Below are 21,202 nucleotides of genomic sequence, written 5' to 3'. Positions count from 1 at the left end.
CATTCAAATTCTGAGATAACTCAACTTTTAAGCAGAAAAATTTGAATAGGAATGAGATATTTTCAACTCCACTAAAGAAAATTAACTACCAAATCTAAGTACTCTCTATATATATTGGAAAATTTGGCGATATTTTGATTCTTTCTACAGTCAAGAGTCAGGTGAGGTATATATTTAAACCCTAACTCTTACCGAGAGGTAAAAAAATCAATTACCCTCAGAAAGTAATCGAGAGAAAATCAACAACTCACAGTCATTCAAATTCTGAGATAACTCAACTTTTAAGCAGAAAAATTTGAATAGGAATGAGATATTTTCAACTCCACTAAAGAAAATTAACTACCAAATCTAAGTACTCTCTATATATATTGGAAAATTTGGCGATATTTTGATTCTTTCTACAGTCAAGAGTCAGGTGAGGTATATATTTAAACCCTAACTCTTACCGAGAGGTAAAAAAATCAATTACCCTCAGAAAGTAATCGAGAGAAAATCAACAACTCACAGTCATTCAAATTCTGAGATAACTCAACTTTTAAGCAGAAAAAAATTGAGTGGGAATGAGATATATTCAGCTCTATCGAAGAAAATTAATCACAAATTATCAGCACTCTCTATACATATATATGTAGAGCAGTATATTTTGGAATTTTGCAAAATTTTTCTCAAGTCAAAAACAGGGATAGTAACAGATATTTTTAGGAGAGTACCAGTCAGATATATACATTTAATCCATGACTCTCACCAAGGTAAAAAAATCAATTACCCCCAGAAAGTAATCTAGAGAAAACCAATAACTCACAGCCATTTAAATTCTGAGATAACTCAGCTTTTAAGCAGAAAAATTTGAATGGGAATGAGATATATTCAGCTCTATCGAAGAAAATTAATCACAAATTATCAGCACTCTCTATACATCTATATATGTAGAGCATTATATGGGAAAATTTGGCGATATTTTGATTTTTTCTACAGTCAAGAGTCAGATGACATATATATTTAAACCATAACTCTCACCAAGATAAAAAAATCCATTACCCTCTGAAAGTAATCTAGAGAAAATCAACCTCGCTTTTGATTTTGACTTATAACTTCCGTGAAACGGTATTAGCTAACCCCCATCCAAGTAAAATGATGAGAACTTCTTCTATATAACTCTACTTTTACTGAGACAGATAGATAAGCGATCGCTTATCTATATATAGATAGTTAAATCTGTTAGACTTAACCAATATAAATATTAAGACCATGAACAAACCTAGATACAAAAAGATGATGAAATGCAAAATATGTGAATCTATTTCTTTAAAATTTGCTGAAGCTCATATCCTCAACAAAAAATATAAAATCGACTACTTTCAATGTCAAAACTGCAACTTTATCCAAACAGAATATCCTTACTGGTTAAGTGAAGCTTATTCTCAAGCGATCGCCTCTAGCGATGAGGGTTTAATCTTCAGAAATTTGATGTTATCTCAAATTACAAAGAATATTATTGATCGACTCTTTAACCCAGAGGAAAAATTTCTCGACTTCGGTGGTGGATATGGTTTATTTGTTAGGTTGATGCGGGATATTAAATACAAGTTTGATTGGCAAGACAAATACTGTGAAAATCTCTTTGCCCAAAACTTTAAATCTACTCCAAACCAAAAATATGAGTTAGTTACTGCTTTTGAGTTACTAGAACATTTAGTTAATCCTATTTCTGATATTCGAGAAATTTTAAATTACTCCCAAAATATTCTCTTCAGCACAGAAATATTACCGTCAAACAATCCTAAACCTAATCAGTGGTGGTACTACGCTACAGATGAAGGTCAACACATATCTATATATACAGTTAAATCTCTCCAAATTATTGCTCAGAAATTTCACCTCAATTTCTACACTAATTATTCATCACTCCATTTATTAACGGAGAAAAAAATATCTCCAGCTTTTTGTGAAGCACTCTTAAAATATGATGCGGAAAATCTCCGAAAAATTCTTAGACAAAGTCGGGATTATCTCAAAACATTTGAGATAATTTTAGGTCAGGAAGAAGGAGGAGGCAAGAAGGAAGAAGTAAATTCTTTCAACATTCCAATATCTACGCAAAAATCTCAACAACTTTCAGATGAAACTCAATTTTTACACCAGGGAAAAGGAAGAGGTGTAAATCAAGGAATAAATTCTCTCAAAATCCCAACATCTACTCCAAAATCTCAACAACTCTCAGACAAAACTGAATTTTTACACCAGGGAAAAGGAGGAGTTATAAATCAAGAAGTAAATTCTTTCAACATCCCAACATCTACCCAAACATCTCAACAACTTTCAGATGAAACTGAATTTTTGCACCAGGGAAAAGGAGGAGAGATAAATCAAGAAGTAAATTCTTTCAACATCCCAACATCTACTCAAACATCTCAAGAACTCTCAGACAAAACTGAATTTTTACAGCAGCAAGAACTAGGAGGAAAAAGGAAAGAAGTAAATTATTTCAATCTCCCAAAATCTACTCAGAAATCTCAAGAACTTTCAGACAAAACTCAATTTTTTCAGCAACAAGAAGTAAATTCCCTCAATCTCCCAAAATCTACCCAAAAATCTCAACAACTCTCAGGTGAAACTCAATTTTTACACCAGGGAAAAGGAGGAGTGAGAAGCAAAAAAGAAATTTATATCAATCTCCCAACATCTACCCAAAAATTTGAACAACTCTCAGATAAAACTAAATTTTTTCAGCAACAAGAACCAGGAGATGAGAAGGAACAAGTAAATTCTTTCAACATCCCAACATCTACTCAAACATCTCAAGAACTCTCAGACAAAACTGAATTTTTACAGCAGCAAGAAGGAGAAGGTATAAATCAAGAAGTAAATTCTCTCAATCTTCCAACATCTACTCAAACATCTCAAGAACTTTCAGACAAAACTCAATTTTTTCAGCAGGGAAAAGGAGGAGAGATAAATCAAGAAGTAAATTCTTTCAACATCCCAAAATCTACCCAAACATCTCAAGAACTTTCAGACAAAACTCAATTTTTTCAGCAGCAAGAACTAGGAGGAAAAAGGAAAGAAGTAAATTATTTCAATCTCCCAACATCTACTCAAACATCTCAACAACTCTCAGACAAAACTGAATTTTTACACCAGAGAAAAGGAGAAGAGATAAATCAAGGACTAAATTCTTTCAATCTCACAACATCTACTCCAAAATCTCAACAACTCTCAGACAAAACTGAATTTTTTCAGCAACAAGAAGGAGGAGGAATAAATCAAGAACTAAATTCTCTTAATCTCCCAACATCTACCCTAAAATCTGAACTACTCTCAGATAAAACTAAAATTTTATACCAGGAAAAAGCAGCAGTGAGAAGGAAAGAAGAAATGTCCCCAAAACCAGAAAAACTTACAGAGATAAACGAACTTTTATCAACTCCAACAACTCCTCAAAAATTGGGAATTAATATTGCAGGTTTTGTGAAAGGAGAATTAGGAATAGGAGAAGGAGTAAGAGCAACACTTCGGGCAGTAGAAACTACAAACATTCCCTTTGTTATCAACAACATTATCAGCACTCCCCATAGAAACTCTGACCAAACCTACCAGAATTTTACCCAAGAAAACCCACATCCAATCAACCTATTTCAAGTCAACGCTAATGAAGTCAAAACCTTTCTGAAAAAAACAACTGTCAGACAATATTTCACAAATAAATATAACATCGGTTTTTGGGCATGGGAACTTCCAAAATTTCCTCCAGAATGGATAACAGCATTTACACCATTTCACGAGATTTGGACTTACAGTAATTATTGTGCCGAATCTATTTCAATGGTGTCATCTATTCCTGTAATAAAAATGATGCCCAGCATTTCTCTGCCTATTCCAAAAATTAGTAGAGAAGAACTAGGTTTACCAACAGACAAATTTATCTTTCTATTTATCTTTGACTTTTTTAGTCGCCTCCAACGAAAAAATCCACTCGCCACAATTACGGCATTTAAAAAAGCATTCGGAAACTCAAACCCAGATGTTTTGCTCCTGATAAAATCATCCAATTCTCAAAAATTTCCTAGAGATAAATCACGGCTAATAAATAGTATCGGAGACTCCCCAAATATTAAACATATAGATGGATATTTATCCAAAGAAAAAATCAATGCCTTGCTTTACCATTGCAATTGTTATGTATCTCTACATCGCGCCGAAGGCTTTGGCTTAACAATGGCAGAAGCAATGTTTTATGGCAAACCAGTTATTGCCACAGGCTATTCATCAAATACTGAATTTATGAATGTGGGAAATAGCTTTTTAGTCGAATATGAAAAAGTAGAAATTGCTGATAATTATGGACCATATAAACAAGGAGATATTTGGGCAAATCCTAACATTGAACATTGCGCCAATTTAATGAAATATGTGTTTAATAATTCTGACCAAGCTCAAAAAATTGGATTAAAAGCTGCTAAAGATATTAAGTCATTACTCAGCGCAGAAACTATGGGTAAAAAAATCAAGACTCGCCTCGAATATATTGCTCAAATTACGGAAAACTTTACTAATATTCCAGCCACAAAATTATCTCAGTCTTCTCCAAGTAAGAAATCTCCACTTGTTAGTATTTGTATCCCTACTTACAACGGAGAAAATTTTATCAGAGCTGCAATTAATAGCGCCCTTTCCCAAACTTACTCCAACATAGAAATCATAATTTCCGATGATAATTCCACTGACAAAACCCTCGAAATAGCCAAAACATTACAATCGGAAAATCCACAAATAGAATTTCGGATTATTTGCCATCAAAATTATGGCTTAGTGAGAAATTTAAACTTCTGTATTTCTCAAACTAGAGGCAAATATATTAAATTCTTGCTCCAGGATGACTTGCTGGAAAAAAGCTGTATTGAAGAACTTGTCAAAATAGCAGAAGAAGATTCGGAAATAGGCTTAGTATTTTCTCGCCGTCGCGTAATTTTAGAACCTGGTGCAGAAAATAATTCTACTTGTGTAGCTGCTTATCGTGGTACTCAAGATTTACACAAGGATTGGTCAAATTTGAAAACTATTCAGTCAGGAAAAGATTTATTATTAGACCCTAATTTAATGAAATATCGCCTGAATAAAATTGGCGAACCAACAACAGTATTAATTCCTAAAGCAGTCTTTGAAAAAATCGGACTTTTTGATTCTAGTTTGACTCAAGTATTAGATATAGATATGTGGTTGAGAATTATTGGAAATTACAAAATTGGATTTGTAGATAAGTCTTTATCTCAACTTCGTGTTCATCCCCGCCAACAAACTCAAGTTAATCTGACTTCTGGGAAAAATCCTCAAGATTATCAAAGATTTTATCAGAAAATATTGGAGAATCCTGTTTATAATTTTTTGACTTCAGAGGTGAAGGAAACTGTCAGACAAAAATTAGGATTTTTGCTCCAAAAAGAGTTTTCTCAACTGCCAAATTTGGTCGAACAATATCGTCGCTTTCCTGCTGATAAGTCGGTTTTAAATAATCTTCGGCAATTACGTCGTCAACTTGCTGAAAAATTGTTAGGTTTATCAAATGAGCAATTGAAATATTTTTATCAAGCTGAAATAGGTAGGATATATAAGCTTCTGTTCAATAGTGGGATAAAAAATGAAGCTTTAACTGCTTCTGAAAAAGAGTTTGTTGTTAATCTACAGGAAAATTTTTCCGCAAAAAATATCTGGCAAAATGTTTTAGTATTTCTGCTTTATCGCTTTGCTTTTCAGTTACCAATAAATTACCGTCAAGCTGTTTTGCCAAAATGGATTTTTACTGATTTTCTGAATTTTATATTTGCTAGACCTCTAAATTTTCAGGAAGTTGGAGAATTGGAAAAATATTGTGAGTATGTCAAAGATTTAATTGTGTATTTGAAAGGGAATGTTTGTAGTAATAGTAACTCCGAAGTTAGACAAAGTATTGCTGCTTTTCTTGCCGAAGATCTTGATTTAACTATTTTTTATTGTTGTGATTTTTCTACTTCCTAATATTTCGCAAAATGTGTTGGAAGTGAGGGAGTTTTTTTAGAGTTTAATGGGTATCAACTTGATTATTATTTTCCATAAATAAGGAGCAATAACCACAAAATTTGTTTGGGAATATTACTCCATAAATTAAGCCTTCAACAGGATACTTTTACTGTTATTTCTATTCTCGAAAATTTAGATAGACATAACTTTGAAATAGTGTTATATTATTTTTCAATAATAAATGATATTCTGGGTTTATACTGTCAAAAATCATATTTGTCCAGAAAACTGCTCAAAAATTTATCTGAGTCGGTAAATACTATCCGTACTGATGAACTAGATCTTTGACTCATCCCTACTAACCCTACTGATACACCAAACCCCTTGTGCCATCTAACTCTATATCGACTCGTAACAATTCAAATAACTACACACTCAACCATAGCTACAGATATTCGTAATTTAGTAATTTAGATTATTGTATTGTCGGCGAAAAACATTCTGTGAAGCATCCAAAGTTAACTCCTCAATGACTTTGCCCGATTCTAGCCTACCCCTCACTTTCCCCCCCCAATCATCACACTCAGGCCAACCCGTGCTAGTGCCGCTACGCGGAAGTTAAAAGTCATGCATTTAAAAGTCAATCATTTTTGATTTGTAATTGTTTTAGGATTTTTTAACTGGTCAGTTATTTCCGCCATCCTCCACTAGTTGTGGCACTAACCCTGAAACAGTAGTATTTATTTCTAGCCCAAAGACCAATCAACTACACCTAGAACAGAGACAGACCTGGTTAACGAAGTCACAAGTCAGAAGTCACAAGTAAACCCACCCCTAACCCCTCCCAGGAGGGGAAGTCAGAAGTTATCTTTGTAACGGAGATTTAAGCCACGCTCCAAAAATATTTCGCCTTAAAAGGCGGGGTTGCGCGACCCAATTATTTTGATAAAAAAAAATTATCACAGCCGTACCAAACTCAATTCTAGTATTGTGGCCTAATAATCTCCGGCCAGAAAATTATGAAGAGATACTGCTATGGAAACAGATGCGATCGCTATGTCGGCAATTTTGCCTAAACGAAAAACGAATAATAGCGATTAAGAACCTCAAATCAAGAGCAGATTTTTCACAATGCCTAGAACTAACTGATGTATATTTAGATGCCTTGATAAATACTGAATTAGTCTCAGTAGTCCAGTCTATATTAGTAGGAGTAACACCAGTAATCAGATATAGTGAAACATCCAGAGGAAGACAAATACCAGCTTTAGTAAAAGAACTAGAATTACCGGAATTAATCGTTCATACCGAGAAAGAATATATGAACCTAAGTGTAGCATTAGCTACTAGCTGAGACTTACCCTAGGATTATGGCAACCAAATTAGGCATAAGATGGCCTCTAACCCTAAATTGTGACGTTTTCTTCCGCTAAATCGCCCGATTATAGCGGGAGCTTCTCCTCCTCACAAATAGAACTTCCTGCTTCCCAGGCTGACTAATGTCTACCCCTCCACAGGCAGCAACCATGAGACCCACCGCTGTCTTGTACTAAAAGTTCTGTACTCACCCTGTTTCCTTCAGGGAATTTTACCTCAAATACGGAATTACCAGAACTTCACCAGTTGAACCACATATCTTGAGTTGTCTAGGTTCAGTAGTCAGGTGCGTATTACCGCCACTCCTAAGTGATTATACCATAGCACACTTAAGCTACCTTTTTAACTAAAGAACGCTACTAGTTTTTTTGCGGGTCGCGATTCCCCTTCCGTTAACCCTAACGACTATAACCGGAGACCCCTCGCGACATTTAGTTGGAAATCTATTCTTGAGCAGGGAAGTGGGGGAGTGTGGGAGTGAGGGAGTGGGGGAGAAGTAAACATACCTTTAGTCCTTCCTTCTTCCTTCTGCTATGGCAATGAAAGAACAACAAAAATTAACTCTCTTGTTTGTGTTACTAAACTAAAAGGATTCTAAGAATTTCAGTTCTGGTTAGTACATAAAGTTGAGGTTAATACCGTAGCTCGAGTCAATTTTTAACAGCCTGAATTAAACGAAATTCAAACCTTAAAAAGCCTGAATTAATGGTATTTTCGCACCTAAAAATGGGGGTTATAATGATGATAAGACAGAAGAGGTAAATAGCCAATGCAATAAATAAAAAAACCAGTAAAACCTAGATATATAAAGCACAATAAAAATTTTAAATGCCGGAGAAAAAGACTACTATAGTCTTAACTATCTAACTATATAATCATTATTTAACTATAGCTATTGTAGACAGTAGTAAAAATAATTATGTTATTATGAAGTAAAGTATAATATAAATATTTTGACTAGCATATTCATCCGAATTATACCCAAGTTAAAAGCAGTTGGTGAAACAATGGATTAATAAGCATATATTTTGACCCATATTCGTAGTCCTATGACTTTAGTGTAGATACCAATAACAGGGGAACAGCTCCAAAGGACAATGCGTCACAGGGCAAAATCACCTATTTCTTTGTATTTTTAAATTAAAGACGAATCAATATAAAGAAATAATAATAATATGGTAACTTAATCTGCCACTACTTTTAACAGAAGACTAAATTAAAAGGGATAGTGCAAGTCAGTTGGAGATATGAAAAATGACAGGACTGTTTCAAATCGGCGATAAATTATTGCAAGCTCAAGATATCCCATCGTTATTAAAACGTTATCAGTTAATGCCTCATTTTTTACGAGGAGTGATAATTGACCAAGCGATCGCTAACTTGACTTGCACAGAAGCACAAAAAACTACAGCGGTAGAAAAATTTGAGAACCAATATCAGTTAAATACCCCCGAAACCAAACAAGCATGGCTCAAAAACCAAGACATGACCCAAGAACAATTGGTAGAAATGGCAATTAGGCCAATATTACTAGAAAAATTTAAACAAGAAACTTGGAGTAATCAAGTAGAAAGATATTTTCTGACTCGTAAGAGCAGTTTAGACCAGGTAGTATACTCTCTGATTAGGACAAAAAATCCTGGTCTAGCCCACGAACTGTATTTTCGCATAGTAGAAGAAGAACAAACCTTTGCGGATGCAGCTCGTCAACACTCTGAAGGTCCAGAAGGGCGCTCGGGAGGATTATTAGGGCCAGTGCCTCTGAGTCAACCACACCCTGCTATAGGCAAAATTTTATCAGTAAGTAAACCAGGTCAAATCTGGGCACCACGTCCATTGACGGAATGGACAGTAATTATTAGATTAGAAAAATTTATCCCTGCACAGCTTGATGACTCAATGCGTCGCGCTCTAATAGATGAACTATTTGAAAATTGGATCAGAGAACAAATAGGAAAAATTGGTACCCTCAAGCCACTACGTTCAGAGGTAAAAGTTTGAAGAAAGTTTTAGGTAGTGTGTTGTGAGGTGCTAGGTAAATAACATACAAGAAAAGTGTTAGGTAGTAGGTTTCAATAATTAACAATTAACAATTATTTCTTAGGTGAATAACCAATAACCTACTCTTCCAAGCAAAACTGGTTGATGAGAAGATTTTAACCCAACTAGATTTGGCAATTCACCTCCCGTTATAATCTCCGATTTAACGGGAGGTGAATTGCCCACAGTAAATTAAACAAGTGTCGATTGGTGTTTAAATCAAGCAATAAAGAGTAGTAGAAAAATTATGATAATTACTCATTGCTACAAAATTAGACGTTGCACAGCGACGAATGATTTGAGATTTTTGATTGAATTGGATTGTGGATTAATCAATTGCTAGAATGATTAATTAATGGTTATTTTTAGTCAAAATCTAAACTAATTTTTGGCAATATCATTCCATAATGTGCAACCCCAGAAATCAAAATCTATTGCACAGTTTTAGCTGTGTTAGTTCACTACGACCTACAACCTACGATCTACCACCCGATTTAAATTATTTCGGTATTGCCCAACTAGAGTGAAATAAATTTATAGACTCGATGGCTACTTCCTCAACAATATCAAGATCCCAAGTACAAGAATTTCTGGCAGACAAACCACCATTTAATCGACTTTCAGAAAATGCACTGAAAACTCAATTAGTGGGAAAGTGTCAATTACTAGGTTACCGTAGTGGCCAACCACTATTTGAAAGAGAAAAAATGCCGACCCAAGTAGCAATTATCTATCAAGGTCAGGCACGAATATTAGGTTACGACCAGCGATCACAACGTCATGTCAGTTTACAGTTAGCAGGGCCTGGAGAAATCCTTGGTTGGGCTGGGTTGTTACGAGGGACGCCTTGTGAAACGGCACTCGCTTCAACAGATTTAATTGCCGTGACTTTACCAGCCGCAGACTTCTTGGCAATATTAGAAGCAGAGCCAGAATTTGGGGCAGCCTTTTTAGAGCGTCCGGCAGTGAGTGAAGTATTTGAACTACTCAGTCAAGAATTTGCTAGAAGGGCTGAAGTTAGTGGGAACTTGAAAGAACTTGCTAGAAATGTTGTCGAAAAAACTGTGGTAGTCAACCTACCAAAAGGAGATGTAAAGACTAAGGAACTAGAATCTATCTTAGAATCGGAAAAAATCTGGCTAATCAGTAGTGGGGTAGTAGAAGATTTTGCTCCGGGTAGTCCAGTGGTTTTAGATGGAGTGGGTAGGTCTTTAAAAATTGAGGGACCCAGAGGAGCAAGAATTTTAGGATTCCCAGAACAAAAAGGAAGTGAAGTTGAGGAGACTACGGTCGAAAATGGGGCACAAAAAACTGAGCTTGTGCCTTTAGATGTATCCATGGTTCCCCAAGCACCAGCACGTCCACCAGAACCAACTGTTGCTCAAGATACTCAATCTATAAAATATCCAATTTTCCGGGGTAAGGGAGAAGTACCTGCTGCTTTGGCTTGTTTTCAGATGCTGGCTAAACATCTGAAGCTGAAGTTTCGCCGAGATGTGATTCGCCGGGTATTGGACAATCAGATTCGGACTGCAGGTAGGGTGTCTCTGCAAGCTTGTGGAGCGATCGCCCAGATGATGGGATTAACTGGTCAACTGGTACAAGTTCCGGCAGCAGCAGTTAGTCGTCTGAAGGCACCAGCTTTAATTCAATGGCAAGACCACTTTGCCGTACTCTACAGCATTACAGAACAAGAGATTGTTGTTGGTAGTCCAGAATTCGGATTAACTCGTCTCAAACCAGGCCAGTTTGCGGAAATTTGGGGAGAGTCTGGACAAGTTCTATTACTCCAAGCTCCAAAAACAGAACAGAAGGAACAGTTTAGTTTTTGGTGGTTTGTTCCTTCTTTGATGGAGCATCGGACGGTTTTTATTGAGGTGTTGATTTCCTCATTTTTTGTACAGGTATTTGGTTTGGTCAACCCCCTGATGACCATGATTATTATTGATAAAGTCATGGGGCAACGTAATATTGAGGCTTTGGATGTTCTGGGTATCTTGATGTTATTGGTGGCTCTATTTGAGGCTTTGTTGGGGGGTTTACGAACTTTCTTGTTTGTGGATACTACTAACCGTATAGATGTCAAACTTAGCTCGGAGGTTATTGACCATTTACTCCGTCTCCCACTCAACTATTTTGATAATCGTCGGGTGGGTGATTTGACGGGTAGGATTGGAGAATTGGCTAATATTAGGAATTTCCTCACAGGTACAGCTTTAACTGTGGTTTTGGATTCGGTATTTTCAGTAATTTATATTGCTGTGATGTTGGCTCTTAACCCGTTAATGACGGCGGTAGCTTTGGCAGGGGTGCCTTTCTTTACTGGGATTATTATTATTAATTCGCCAATTGTTAGAAGACTTCTAAGGAAAAAGGCGGAGCGTTATGCTGATTCTCAATCTTATTTAGTAGAGGTTTTAAATGGTGTTCAAACTGTTAAAGCTCAGAATTTGGAACTTCGGTCTCGTTGGGAATGGTCGGCGCGTTATGCGAAGTTTATGACTGCTAGTTTTAATACTGTTTTAACTCAGACTACTTCTAGTTCTATTAGTACTTTTTTAAATAAACTTTCCGGACTGGCACTTTTATGGGTTGGTGCTTATTTGGTAATTGATGGTCAGTTATCGGTGGGGGGATTAATTGCCTTCCGAATTATTGCTGGTAATGTGACAGGTTCGTTGCTGCGTTTTGTGAGTGTTTGGCAGAGTTTCCAAGAGGTGGGAATGTCTATTGAACGACTTCGAGATGTTTTGGATACGGAGGCTGAAGTGGATGAGGAAGACCGGAATAATATTGATATGCCGCCGATGAGTGGGGGTGTTAAATTTGAGGAGATTTCTTTCCGATTTACTCAAAGCGGACCTTTACAGTTGGCTAATGTAAATTTGGAATTTCCTGCTGGTTATTTTGTGGGAATTGTTGGTTTGAGTGGTTCTGGAAAGAGTACGTTGATGAAGTTATTGCAGCGTTTATATCCACCTCTTTCTGGTCGAATTTTTATTGATGGATATGATATTCAAAAGGTAGAATTATATTCTTTACGTCGTCAAATTGGAGTGGTTTTACAAGATACTCTCCTATTTAATGGTACGGTTCAAGATAATATTGCTTTGACAAATCCTGATGCAACTACTGATGAAATTGTAAGAGCGGCTAAAATAGCGGTTGCTCATGAGTTTATTATGAATTTGCCTAGTGGTTATAACACTATGGTGGGTGAAAGAGGTGCTTCTTTATCAGGGGGACAAAGACAAAGAATTGCTATTGCTAGGACGGTTTTACAAAATCCGAGATTGTTGATTTTAGATGAGGCAACTAGCGCATTAGATTACAGTTCGGAACGTCAAGTTTGTGAGAATTTGGCTGAAGCTTTTGCTGATACAACGGTGTTCTTTATTACTCACCGTTTAACAACAGTGAAAAATGCTAATACTATTATTATGATGGATAAAGGTTCGGTGGTGGAACAGGGAACTCATGGTGAATTAATGGCGGTTAAAGGTCGTTATTTCTGTCTCTATCAACAACAAGAATCTCAACAATAATTGGGGAAGGAGATAGGAGACAGGAGACAGAAGGGAAGTCAAAATTAAAAAGTTAAAAGTCAAAAGTAAAATTAAAAGTTAGGAGTCAAAAAGTTAAAAGTTAAAAGTTAGGAATTAAAAAATTAAAAGTCAAAAATCAAAAGTTAGGAGTTAAAAAGTCAAAAGTTAAAAGTCAAAAGTTAAAAGTCAAAAGTTAGGAGTTAAAAAGTCAAAAGTTAAAAGTGAAGTCAAAAGTTAGGAGTCAGAATTCAGAAGTTATTTTGGTAACAAGAATTATTTAAGGAAGAAAACTTGAAAATAATTGCTTAATTACCCAAATTACTCAAAGTTAAGAAAGGAGGAATAAAAATCTGGAAATAATCGGAAGTAAGAATTAAATTAAACAATAATTATGGCAGGAGAATGAAGGAGGAAGGAAATTTGACAACAATTTTTAAATCAAAAATAAAATAAAATTGAGCAATTATTATCAATTATCGAAAGTAAAAAGGAGGAAAAAAAATCTGGAAAAAATGATAAATAATTAGTAAGAATAGTTAATATATCAGTCGAAGCAAATGGCACGGACATATCAAAAGCTTAAAATTCAGATAAGGCTAGATTTTTCTTTCTGTCTTCTGCTATACGACCTAAAAAATGATATTGAAGCCATTTATTCTGACTCCCTACTCCCTACTGCCTACTCCCTAATTAATGATCACCTTCTCTATAACTTCCATTTTCCCTGATTCTTTCCTACTGCCTACTGCCTACTGCCTACTGCCTACTAAAAAATTAAAAACAAAATGAATACTCAATCTACATCATTAAACGAACAACCAGTCATTCTAGAGAAACCAGCTATATTATCTAGACTATTTTTATGGATGATAATGATAATTACCAGTTCAGCAATAATTTGGGCTTACTTTGCTGAGATAGACCAAGCAGTACCAGCGACTGGTCAATTAGAATTAAAAGATGGTTCCATAGATGTCCAAGCTCCTACCAGTGGCAATGTAGTTAGACTCCATGTAGAAAATGGTGATCGCGTGGAAAAAAATCAACCATTACTAACTTTTAGTCCTACTGCTCCTAGTGCAGATTTAGGTTCTGCTAAAGAATTAAAAGACACTCTAGAAAGAGAAAATCAGTTTTATAAAGAGGTACTAAATGGTAAAGTTCCTACAGCTTTACCTCCAGATTTACAAAAATTAGCTCAAGAGCGACAAACTAGAATATCAGAAAATCAAACATACCGCGCTCTGATTAATGAGCTTTATCTAAATAGAGGTGGTTTTGTTAATGTTGACTCTAGTTTGCAAGGATTATATGTAAACTACAAAGCTGAATATAATTCTCGTGTAGCTGCTGTAGAATTGCAAATTACAGAGCTAGAAAAACAACTTCAACAAGCAGAAGAAGATGAAGAAGCAGCTAGAGAACAATTAAGAGTAGCTCAAGACCAATTGCAATATGCCAAACAACAATTACAGTTTGCCAAACAACAATTAAATAATAGTAAGCAACAGCTAACTTATGCTTACGAACAATTAAATAATACAGAGAAACAACTGAAGTTTGCTAACGAACAACTGAAAAATACTCAGGAACAACTACAATATTCTCAAGAGCAATTAAACCTGGCTAAAGGACAGTTAAGTAAGTCAGAACAAGTATTAGGATCTAACCAAGAAATTTTAGGACAAATATCTCCTTTAGTAGAAGAAGGAGCGATCGCTGAACTACAAAAAAAACGTCAGGAACAAGAAGTTTTCCGAGGAGAAAGTGAGCTTTTAAGGCAACAAGACCAAATTCAAGCAAGAGCAGGAGAAATAAATACTAGATTGGGAGAAGTAAATTCTCGCCTATCAGACATTAATGCTAGAGAAGGGGAAATAAATTCTCGCAGGTCTGATATTAATATATTGGAAGGAGAAATAAATTCTCGTGAAGGAGAAATAAATTCTCGCAGGTCTGATATTAATGCTAGAGAGGGAGAAGTCAAAGCTCGTCAAGCAGAAATACAACGCGCTAGGTTAGAACAACAGCGTTTAAATGTGGCTATTAATAGAACTAAAGAACAGTTAAAAAATACTAGAGATGGTTGGGCAAGGGAACTTTATGCCAGAATTGCTGAAAATGAAGGAAGGGAAATTGCCAGAATAGATTCTCAATTTACTCGTCTAAAACTTGATAACCAAAAGAGACTAACTGAAGTTAATGCTCAGATTGAAAAGTTAGAAGAAACTCGTGATAATCAAGTTTTAAAAGCACCAGTTTCTGGGGTTATTTTTGATTTAAAACCTGTTAGTAAAGAAGAGTCTTCTCTAGATATAAAAACTGACCCTATTTGTCAATATGTAATTAATGATGTCTTGAAACCTGGGGATATTAAACCAGAAAGATGTGAAGATGCGTCTTATGAGGCACAACAAACTCAACCATTGTTGACAGTATTGGATGATGATGAAGGTTTAGAAGCGGTAGTTTATATTCAGAATAAAGATATTGCTTTAGTATTAAAAGCTTTAAATGATAAACGGAAAAAATTAGAACCTTATCACGACCAAGAATTAGCTGGTGGAGAAGTTATTGAATGTGAACCAGGTAAAAAATGTGCTTGTCCGGAACTGAAAGAAAACCGAGAAAAATTAGGTTTAAGTGATGTGGAATGTGTACCTGTAGAAGTGCAAGTTGAAGCTTTACCAGCTAATGAATTTGGTACAGTAACTGGGGAGGTTATTTCTATTAGTGATGATGCTATTCCACCAGACCAAGAAGCAGGAAGACCTTATTTTTCTTTTGAAACTACAATTGATTTAGAACGGCAAACATTTGTTCTGGATAATGAGAATGATTTGGAAATTGGTTTGCAGAATGGTATGGCAATTAACTCAAATATTAATGTTGGTAAGCGGACGGTTTTAGAGTTGTTCTTTAACAGATTTACTGGCAAGTTTAAGAGTTTGACTAATGTTAATTAACTAGGAGTCAGAATTTAGAATTTAGAATTTAGAATTTAGAATTTAGAATTTAGAATTTAGAATTTAGAATTCAGGAGTAGGTAAATGATAAGCGATCGCTTCTTTAATATTTCATCTCATCAATAAATATTGTCAAAATTATTTCGACTTAACAATGTTGGGTCTGGTCTATTTGTCCGACTAATAAAACAAAAATTTTAGTGAGCGATCGCCTCTTCTCCCCAAAGTTGAGAACAGTATCCCCTAGAAGTCTACTTCCCCAGTGACACTTTCTAGGGGACTTCTTTTTAGAGCTATAGCGACCACAAAACCCTTGTACTTTCTGGAACATTCCTCCAGAGCTTTTACCGACAAAATCCAGAGTCAAACTTTTAGCAAATCAGAAATAGAAATTTTATTCATCTCTATTGCGACATACGCAATAGGAATTTAGACTCAGTTCCCTTTTGTTGCGGATATCGCCATAGGAATTTTGAGCGATAAAATCTAGAGGCGAACTTTTAGCAAATCAGAAATAGAAATTTTATTCATCTCTATTGCGACATACGCAATAGGAGTTTTTGCCGAGAAAATCCAAAGGTAAACTTTTAGCAAATCAGAAATAAAAATCTGATTCATCTCTATTGGCACATACGCAATAGGAATTTTTGCTCACTTCCCTTTTGTTGCGGATATAGGAATAGGAGTTTTTGCCGAGAAAATCCAGAGGTAAGCTTTTAGCAAATCAGAAATAAAAATTTTATTCATCTCTATTGCTGCATAGCTCTAAAGAAACAGGACTTTCAACTTCGCTTTAAGGTAATATTTCCAAAAAAAGCTATCTACCAATTTTCTAATAATGTTAAAAGTAGATTGTAGCTTGGGTTGAACGGTAGTGAAACCTAACATTAAACGAATAGAGAAAAGAGATACAGATGTGGTTTGTTTTATTGTATAAGTGTCAGTAGTTGGGTTGAGGAACGAAACCCAACCTACACCTATAATATTGCCGATCGCCACTTCCCAATAATGCGAAAAATATTTTCCCAAACCAAAATATTATTACTAACTCTCTATATTTTCCCAGTCTTATTACTCCTTTGGTTTCTCGGTAATTTTAGTGTCAACGTTCCCTACTGGGATCAATGGAGATTAACCCCTATCTTTGAGCGAGTTGCTGAAGGAAATGCCACATTTTTTGACTTTTTCACAGTACACGGACATCACAGAATATTAATACCAAAATTAATCATTACCGCCTTAGCATTTGCCACTAAATGGAACACTCAAGCCGAAATAATTTGTAGCGTAATTTTTGTCATCATCACATTTTTTGCTATTTGCAAAATAGCCGAAATTCAATTTCAGAATCAAAACAAAAATATCCTACATATAGCAAATATTTTAAGTTGTTTATTCTTATTTTCCTTAGTACAACATCAAAACTGGTTATGGGGATTTACCCTATTTTGGTTTCTGACAAACTTATGTCTAATAATGGCAGTATATTTTATTCACGCCTTAGATAATTTATCCGTAAAAACCAGAATATTTCTAGCAGCAATATTTTGTTTAATCGGAAGTTTTACATTAATACAAGGATTACTTTCTTGGCTGGTTTTAATTCCGTCAATATTATCTATAGAAGGCAAACTAAAACAAAAAATTAGTAGACTAAGTATCTGGATTTTGCTCTTTATACTTTCATCTCTTATCTACGCAATTAACTTCAATCCGATTCGGGAACCAAAACCATTTTTATTTACAGAACAACCATTTTTGATAATAAATTACTTTTTAGCAGTTTTAGGCTTACCTTTAGTCAGACTTCCCATATCGGCAATTTTAACAGGATTAACATTATTCTCTGGTTTCCTATTTTTTACATATTACTTTCTCAATAAAATTTTGTTGAAAAAAGAAAGTCAAGAATTAGGAATAAAAAGTTCTCTACCCGAAGCAATGAATTGGAAATTCAGAGGAAATAGAATTTCTGTTCCAGAATCTTTAGAAACTTTGGATGCACCTTTATTAACAAATTTAGATTTTTTTCTAAAGAAAACCATTCCTTGGTTGGCAATAGGTACATTTTCTCTAATTTCTGCTCTATCTATTTCTGTAGGTAGAGCAGAATATGGAATCGAAAATGCAATGATTTCTTCCCGATATACAACCACATCAATATTATTAATTATCTCTCTAATATATCTCCTAGCTTTGTTTGTACAGGAGCAACAAAAATATTTATCAATATATAAAATTTTAGCTGTCGCAATGACAGGAATTATGACGATCAACTCGGTGTATGTTGTGAGGAATGTAAAATTAAGTTTTCCCTACATAGAAAGTCGGAAAGAATGTCTAGAAATAATTAACTATTTAGCAGATTCAGAATTTATCAGAGAATCTCCAGATAGTTGTTTAGTATTAATGAATGGTAAAACTTGGTTAGTCAGACAAGGTGCAGAAATTATGGAAAAATTAGGATGGCGAGAATTTCCTCAAAATCTGGAATTTATCAAACAACCAAAACAAAATTATGGTTATTTAGATAATCCTCAAACAACTGCAAAACCTCTAATTATTCAAGGTGACGAAACTATAAATTTAGGAGGTTGGGCAATTAGACCAGATAGAAAAAAACAACCTAACTTAGTATTACTTTCTTCTGGCGAGAATCAATATTTTTTTGCCAATGCCATTGTCAACTTAGAGAGTAATGATATTGCTAAAATTATGAAGTCAAAACTTTATAGTAAAGTGAGATGGAAAGTAACATTTTCAGCTAAATCTTTACCCATGGGAGAAAATATAATTAAAGCTTGGGTTTATAACTCTGACAAACAAGAATTTGTCAAATTAAATGATGAAGTAAAAGTTAGGGTAGAAGAGAGTTGAAAAGATAACAATAACCTCTAAAATAGCCATGAAATAAATTTCATGGTTCATAGCTGAAGTCCCTTAAAAGGGACTGAAAATATGGAGTACTCTGCAGAGGACTTTAGCTGTGAGCCAGGGATTTTAATCCCTGGCAATATATTTATCTAGATGTAATTTTAACAGAAGTAATTTTCATCAAATATTATGCAAAAAAATCATTGTCCCTTATGTCATACAAATAAATTTAACTACTACAAAGCAGGGGATGATTATCTATTAGCAAAATGCTCTGAATGTGGTATGGTATGGGATAATAATCCACCAGTAAATCCTACTGCAATTTATCAGGAAGATTATTATAATAACGATTTTCCTAAAGGAGGATATTCTAATTATTTCCAAGGGATGAAAATTAATAGCCAGACTTTTCGCAAACGTTTATTAAAGGCTGAAACAAAACTTTCTGGTCAAGGCTTATTATTAGATGTGGGTTGTGCTTTAGGTGATTGTTTGGAGCAAGCAAAAGATTTAGGATGGGATAATCCTCAAGGTTTAGAAGTATCAAAATATGCAGTAAAGTTTGCTAAAAATAGGGGTTTATCTGTATATCAAGGAGATTTGTTTAATCATAATTTTGAACCTAATTCTTTTGATTTGATTATGTTGCAAGATATGATTGAACATACAACAGACCCTATTGCTCAACTAACAGGAGCTTATCAACTTTTGAAACCGGGAGGATGGATTTTTATTACTACTCCTAATTTGGGAGGGTTTTGGCATAAATTATTAGGATCTTTATGGTATCACTATAAACCAGCTGAACACTTGACTTATTTCTCCCTTGATACGATAAAATTAGCTTTGGAAAAAAGTGGATTTTCTGATGTAGAATCAAAGCCAACCAATAATTCTATGAGTGTGGAATATATATTTGATCGACTCAAATATTATCAGCCAACTTTATTCTCCTTTTTACTGAGAATTGCTCGAACGCTAAATTTCCATAAATTAGTTTTTTCTCTGTGGATAGGAGAATTAGAAGCTTGGGGAAAGAAAAAGTAGGGGAAAGAAAAAGCAAGGGAGTGAGGGAGTAGGGGAGTAGGGGAGTAGGTAGGGACGTTGCATGCAACTTCCGTATAGAGAGGGAACCCACCCTTAACCCCTCCCAGGAGGGGAAATAAACATCAGAATAATTAACAATAACTGGGGTGGTAATTATCAAAAAAGTTATTCAGTCTGTGTTAATTACTTAATAATTGAAATGTCGCCTAAGTTAAGCATTCTTTTTTCACGGTTGGTATCAGGGAAAAAAAGGTTGACAAAATAGACAAGATAAAGTTATATATCTATGGAATTTTTAATTGTGAATATAACAGAAGGAAGAATGTTTTAGTTATCTAGGATAGAAGGAAAAATCTGGCGTTGTCTGAGTTTTAAGCTTTTGATATGTTCTAACTGCTTAGGCGGTTGCTATATATTAACTCTAAAACATAAAACCTAAAACCTAAAACCTACTACCTATAAATAAATTGAGGTCATATAAATGAATGTAATTCAAACAGAAATCCCAGAAGTATTGCTGATAGAGCCAAAAGTTTTTGGAGACGAACGTGGCTTTTTTATGGAGAGTTTTAATCAACGCAATTTTTCAGAAAAAACAGGAGTAAATCTGGAATTTGTACAAGATAATCACTCTCGTTCTAGTCAAGGTGTACTTCGAGGTTTACATTATCAAATTCAACAAGCTCAAGGTAAATTATTACGAACAGTTGTGGGAGAAATATTCGATGTTGCTGTAGATATTCGGAAAAATTCTCCTAATTTTGGTAAGTGGGTAGGTTATCTTTTAAGTGCAGAAAATAAACGACAACTTTGGGTGCCCCCTGGTTTTGCTCATGGTTTTTTAGTAGTGTCTGAAACTGCTGATGTTTTGTATAAAACTACTGATTATTATGCACCTGAATATGAGCGTTCAATTATTTGGAACGATCCAGAGATTGGAATTGATTGGCCTTTAGATGGAATTGAGGTTAAATTATCTAAAAAAGATGAAGCTGGTACAACTTTAAAAGATGCTGATTTGTTTGTATAAGAGGAGTCAGGAATCAGGAGTCAGGAGTCAGAATATTTTTGGAAAAGTTAGTTGCTAGAATGATTTTGCTTGGAGTTGAACTTTTTCACCTAACTTGATACTAAGGCGGAATGAAAATCGGCAAATTATCAAACAGTAAAATTCTCAAAACTCCGGATTGAAAAATTAGAATATTTGGGGAAACTTGCTAGCTAAAGTTATTGTTCAGAGAGGCGGAACTTTACCGAACTACTTACTCAAAGACAAAATGAAAATCAGCAAATTCTCAAACTTAAAATTCTCAAAACTATGGATTGAAAAATTAGAATATTTGGGGAAACTTTCTA

Annotated in this window: 9 protein-coding genes; 8 read left to right on the top strand and 1 reads right to left on the bottom strand. The window is 34.8% G+C overall.

Annotated elements, in window-relative coordinates; genetic code table 11:
- Positions 1-1,248 precede the first annotated feature (1,248 nt).
- The 5 genes from F6K27_RS08990 to F6K27_RS08970 all read left to right on the top strand — a co-directional run bounded on the left by F6K27_RS08990 (position 1,249) and on the right by F6K27_RS08970 (position 15,922).
- Positions 1,249-6,012, top strand: coding sequence for a glycosyltransferase (locus F6K27_RS08990; RefSeq protein WP_287274990.1), 4,764 nt, complete (start codon positions 1,249-1,251; stop codon positions 6,010-6,012).
- Positions 6,013-6,982: 970 nt separating this feature from the next.
- Positions 6,983-7,348, top strand: a complete 366-nt coding sequence (locus F6K27_RS08985; RefSeq protein ID WP_287274991.1) for a hypothetical protein — start codon at positions 6,983-6,985, stop codon at positions 7,346-7,348.
- Positions 7,349-8,625: 1,277 nt separating this feature from the next.
- Entirely contained in the window at positions 8,626-9,372 is a 747-nt protein-coding gene (locus tag F6K27_RS08980) for a peptidylprolyl isomerase (protein WP_287274992.1), read from the top strand.
- 584 nt (positions 9,373-9,956) lie between these two features.
- On the top strand, positions 9,957-12,956 hold the full coding sequence (locus F6K27_RS08975) for a peptidase domain-containing ABC transporter (protein ID WP_287274993.1): 3,000 nt from the start codon (positions 9,957-9,959) through the stop codon (positions 12,954-12,956).
- A 785-nt stretch (positions 12,957-13,741) separates the two neighbouring features.
- On the top strand, positions 13,742-15,922 hold the full coding sequence (locus tag F6K27_RS08970) for a biotin/lipoyl-binding protein (protein WP_287274994.1): 2,181 nt from the start codon (positions 13,742-13,744) through the stop codon (positions 15,920-15,922).
- A 148-nt stretch (positions 15,923-16,070) separates the two neighbouring features.
- Here the strand turns inward: F6K27_RS08970 and F6K27_RS08965 are convergent, their stop codons facing one another.
- Complete coding sequence (locus tag F6K27_RS08965; protein WP_287284178.1) at positions 16,071-16,289, bottom strand: hypothetical protein; 219 nt, start codon at positions 16,287-16,289, stop codon at positions 16,071-16,073.
- 554 nt (positions 16,290-16,843) lie between these two features.
- Between F6K27_RS08965 and F6K27_RS08960 the strand changes: the two genes are divergently transcribed.
- The 3 genes from F6K27_RS08960 (at position 16,844) to rfbC (ending at position 20,876) form a co-directional block, all read left to right on the top strand.
- Positions 16,844-18,799, top strand: coding sequence for a hypothetical protein (locus F6K27_RS08960; RefSeq protein WP_287274996.1), 1,956 nt, complete (start codon positions 16,844-16,846; stop codon positions 18,797-18,799).
- Positions 18,800-18,985: 186 nt separating this feature from the next.
- Entirely contained in the window at positions 18,986-19,846 is an 861-nt protein-coding gene (locus F6K27_RS08955; RefSeq protein ID WP_287274997.1) for a bifunctional 2-polyprenyl-6-hydroxyphenol methylase/3-demethylubiquinol 3-O-methyltransferase UbiG, read from the top strand.
- A 481-nt stretch (positions 19,847-20,327) separates the two neighbouring features.
- Complete coding sequence (rfbC, locus tag F6K27_RS08950) at positions 20,328-20,876, top strand: dTDP-4-dehydrorhamnose 3,5-epimerase (protein WP_287274998.1); 549 nt, start codon at positions 20,328-20,330, stop codon at positions 20,874-20,876.
- Positions 20,877-21,202 lie beyond the last annotated feature (326 nt).

The organism is Okeania sp. SIO2F5, from assembly GCF_010692685.1.
Taxonomy (GTDB): Bacteria; Cyanobacteriota; Cyanobacteriia; order Cyanobacteriales; family Microcoleaceae; genus Okeania; species Okeania hirsuta.
Note: the sequence above shows the minus strand (reverse complement) of the source record. Positions and strands in the feature narration are given on the sequence as shown.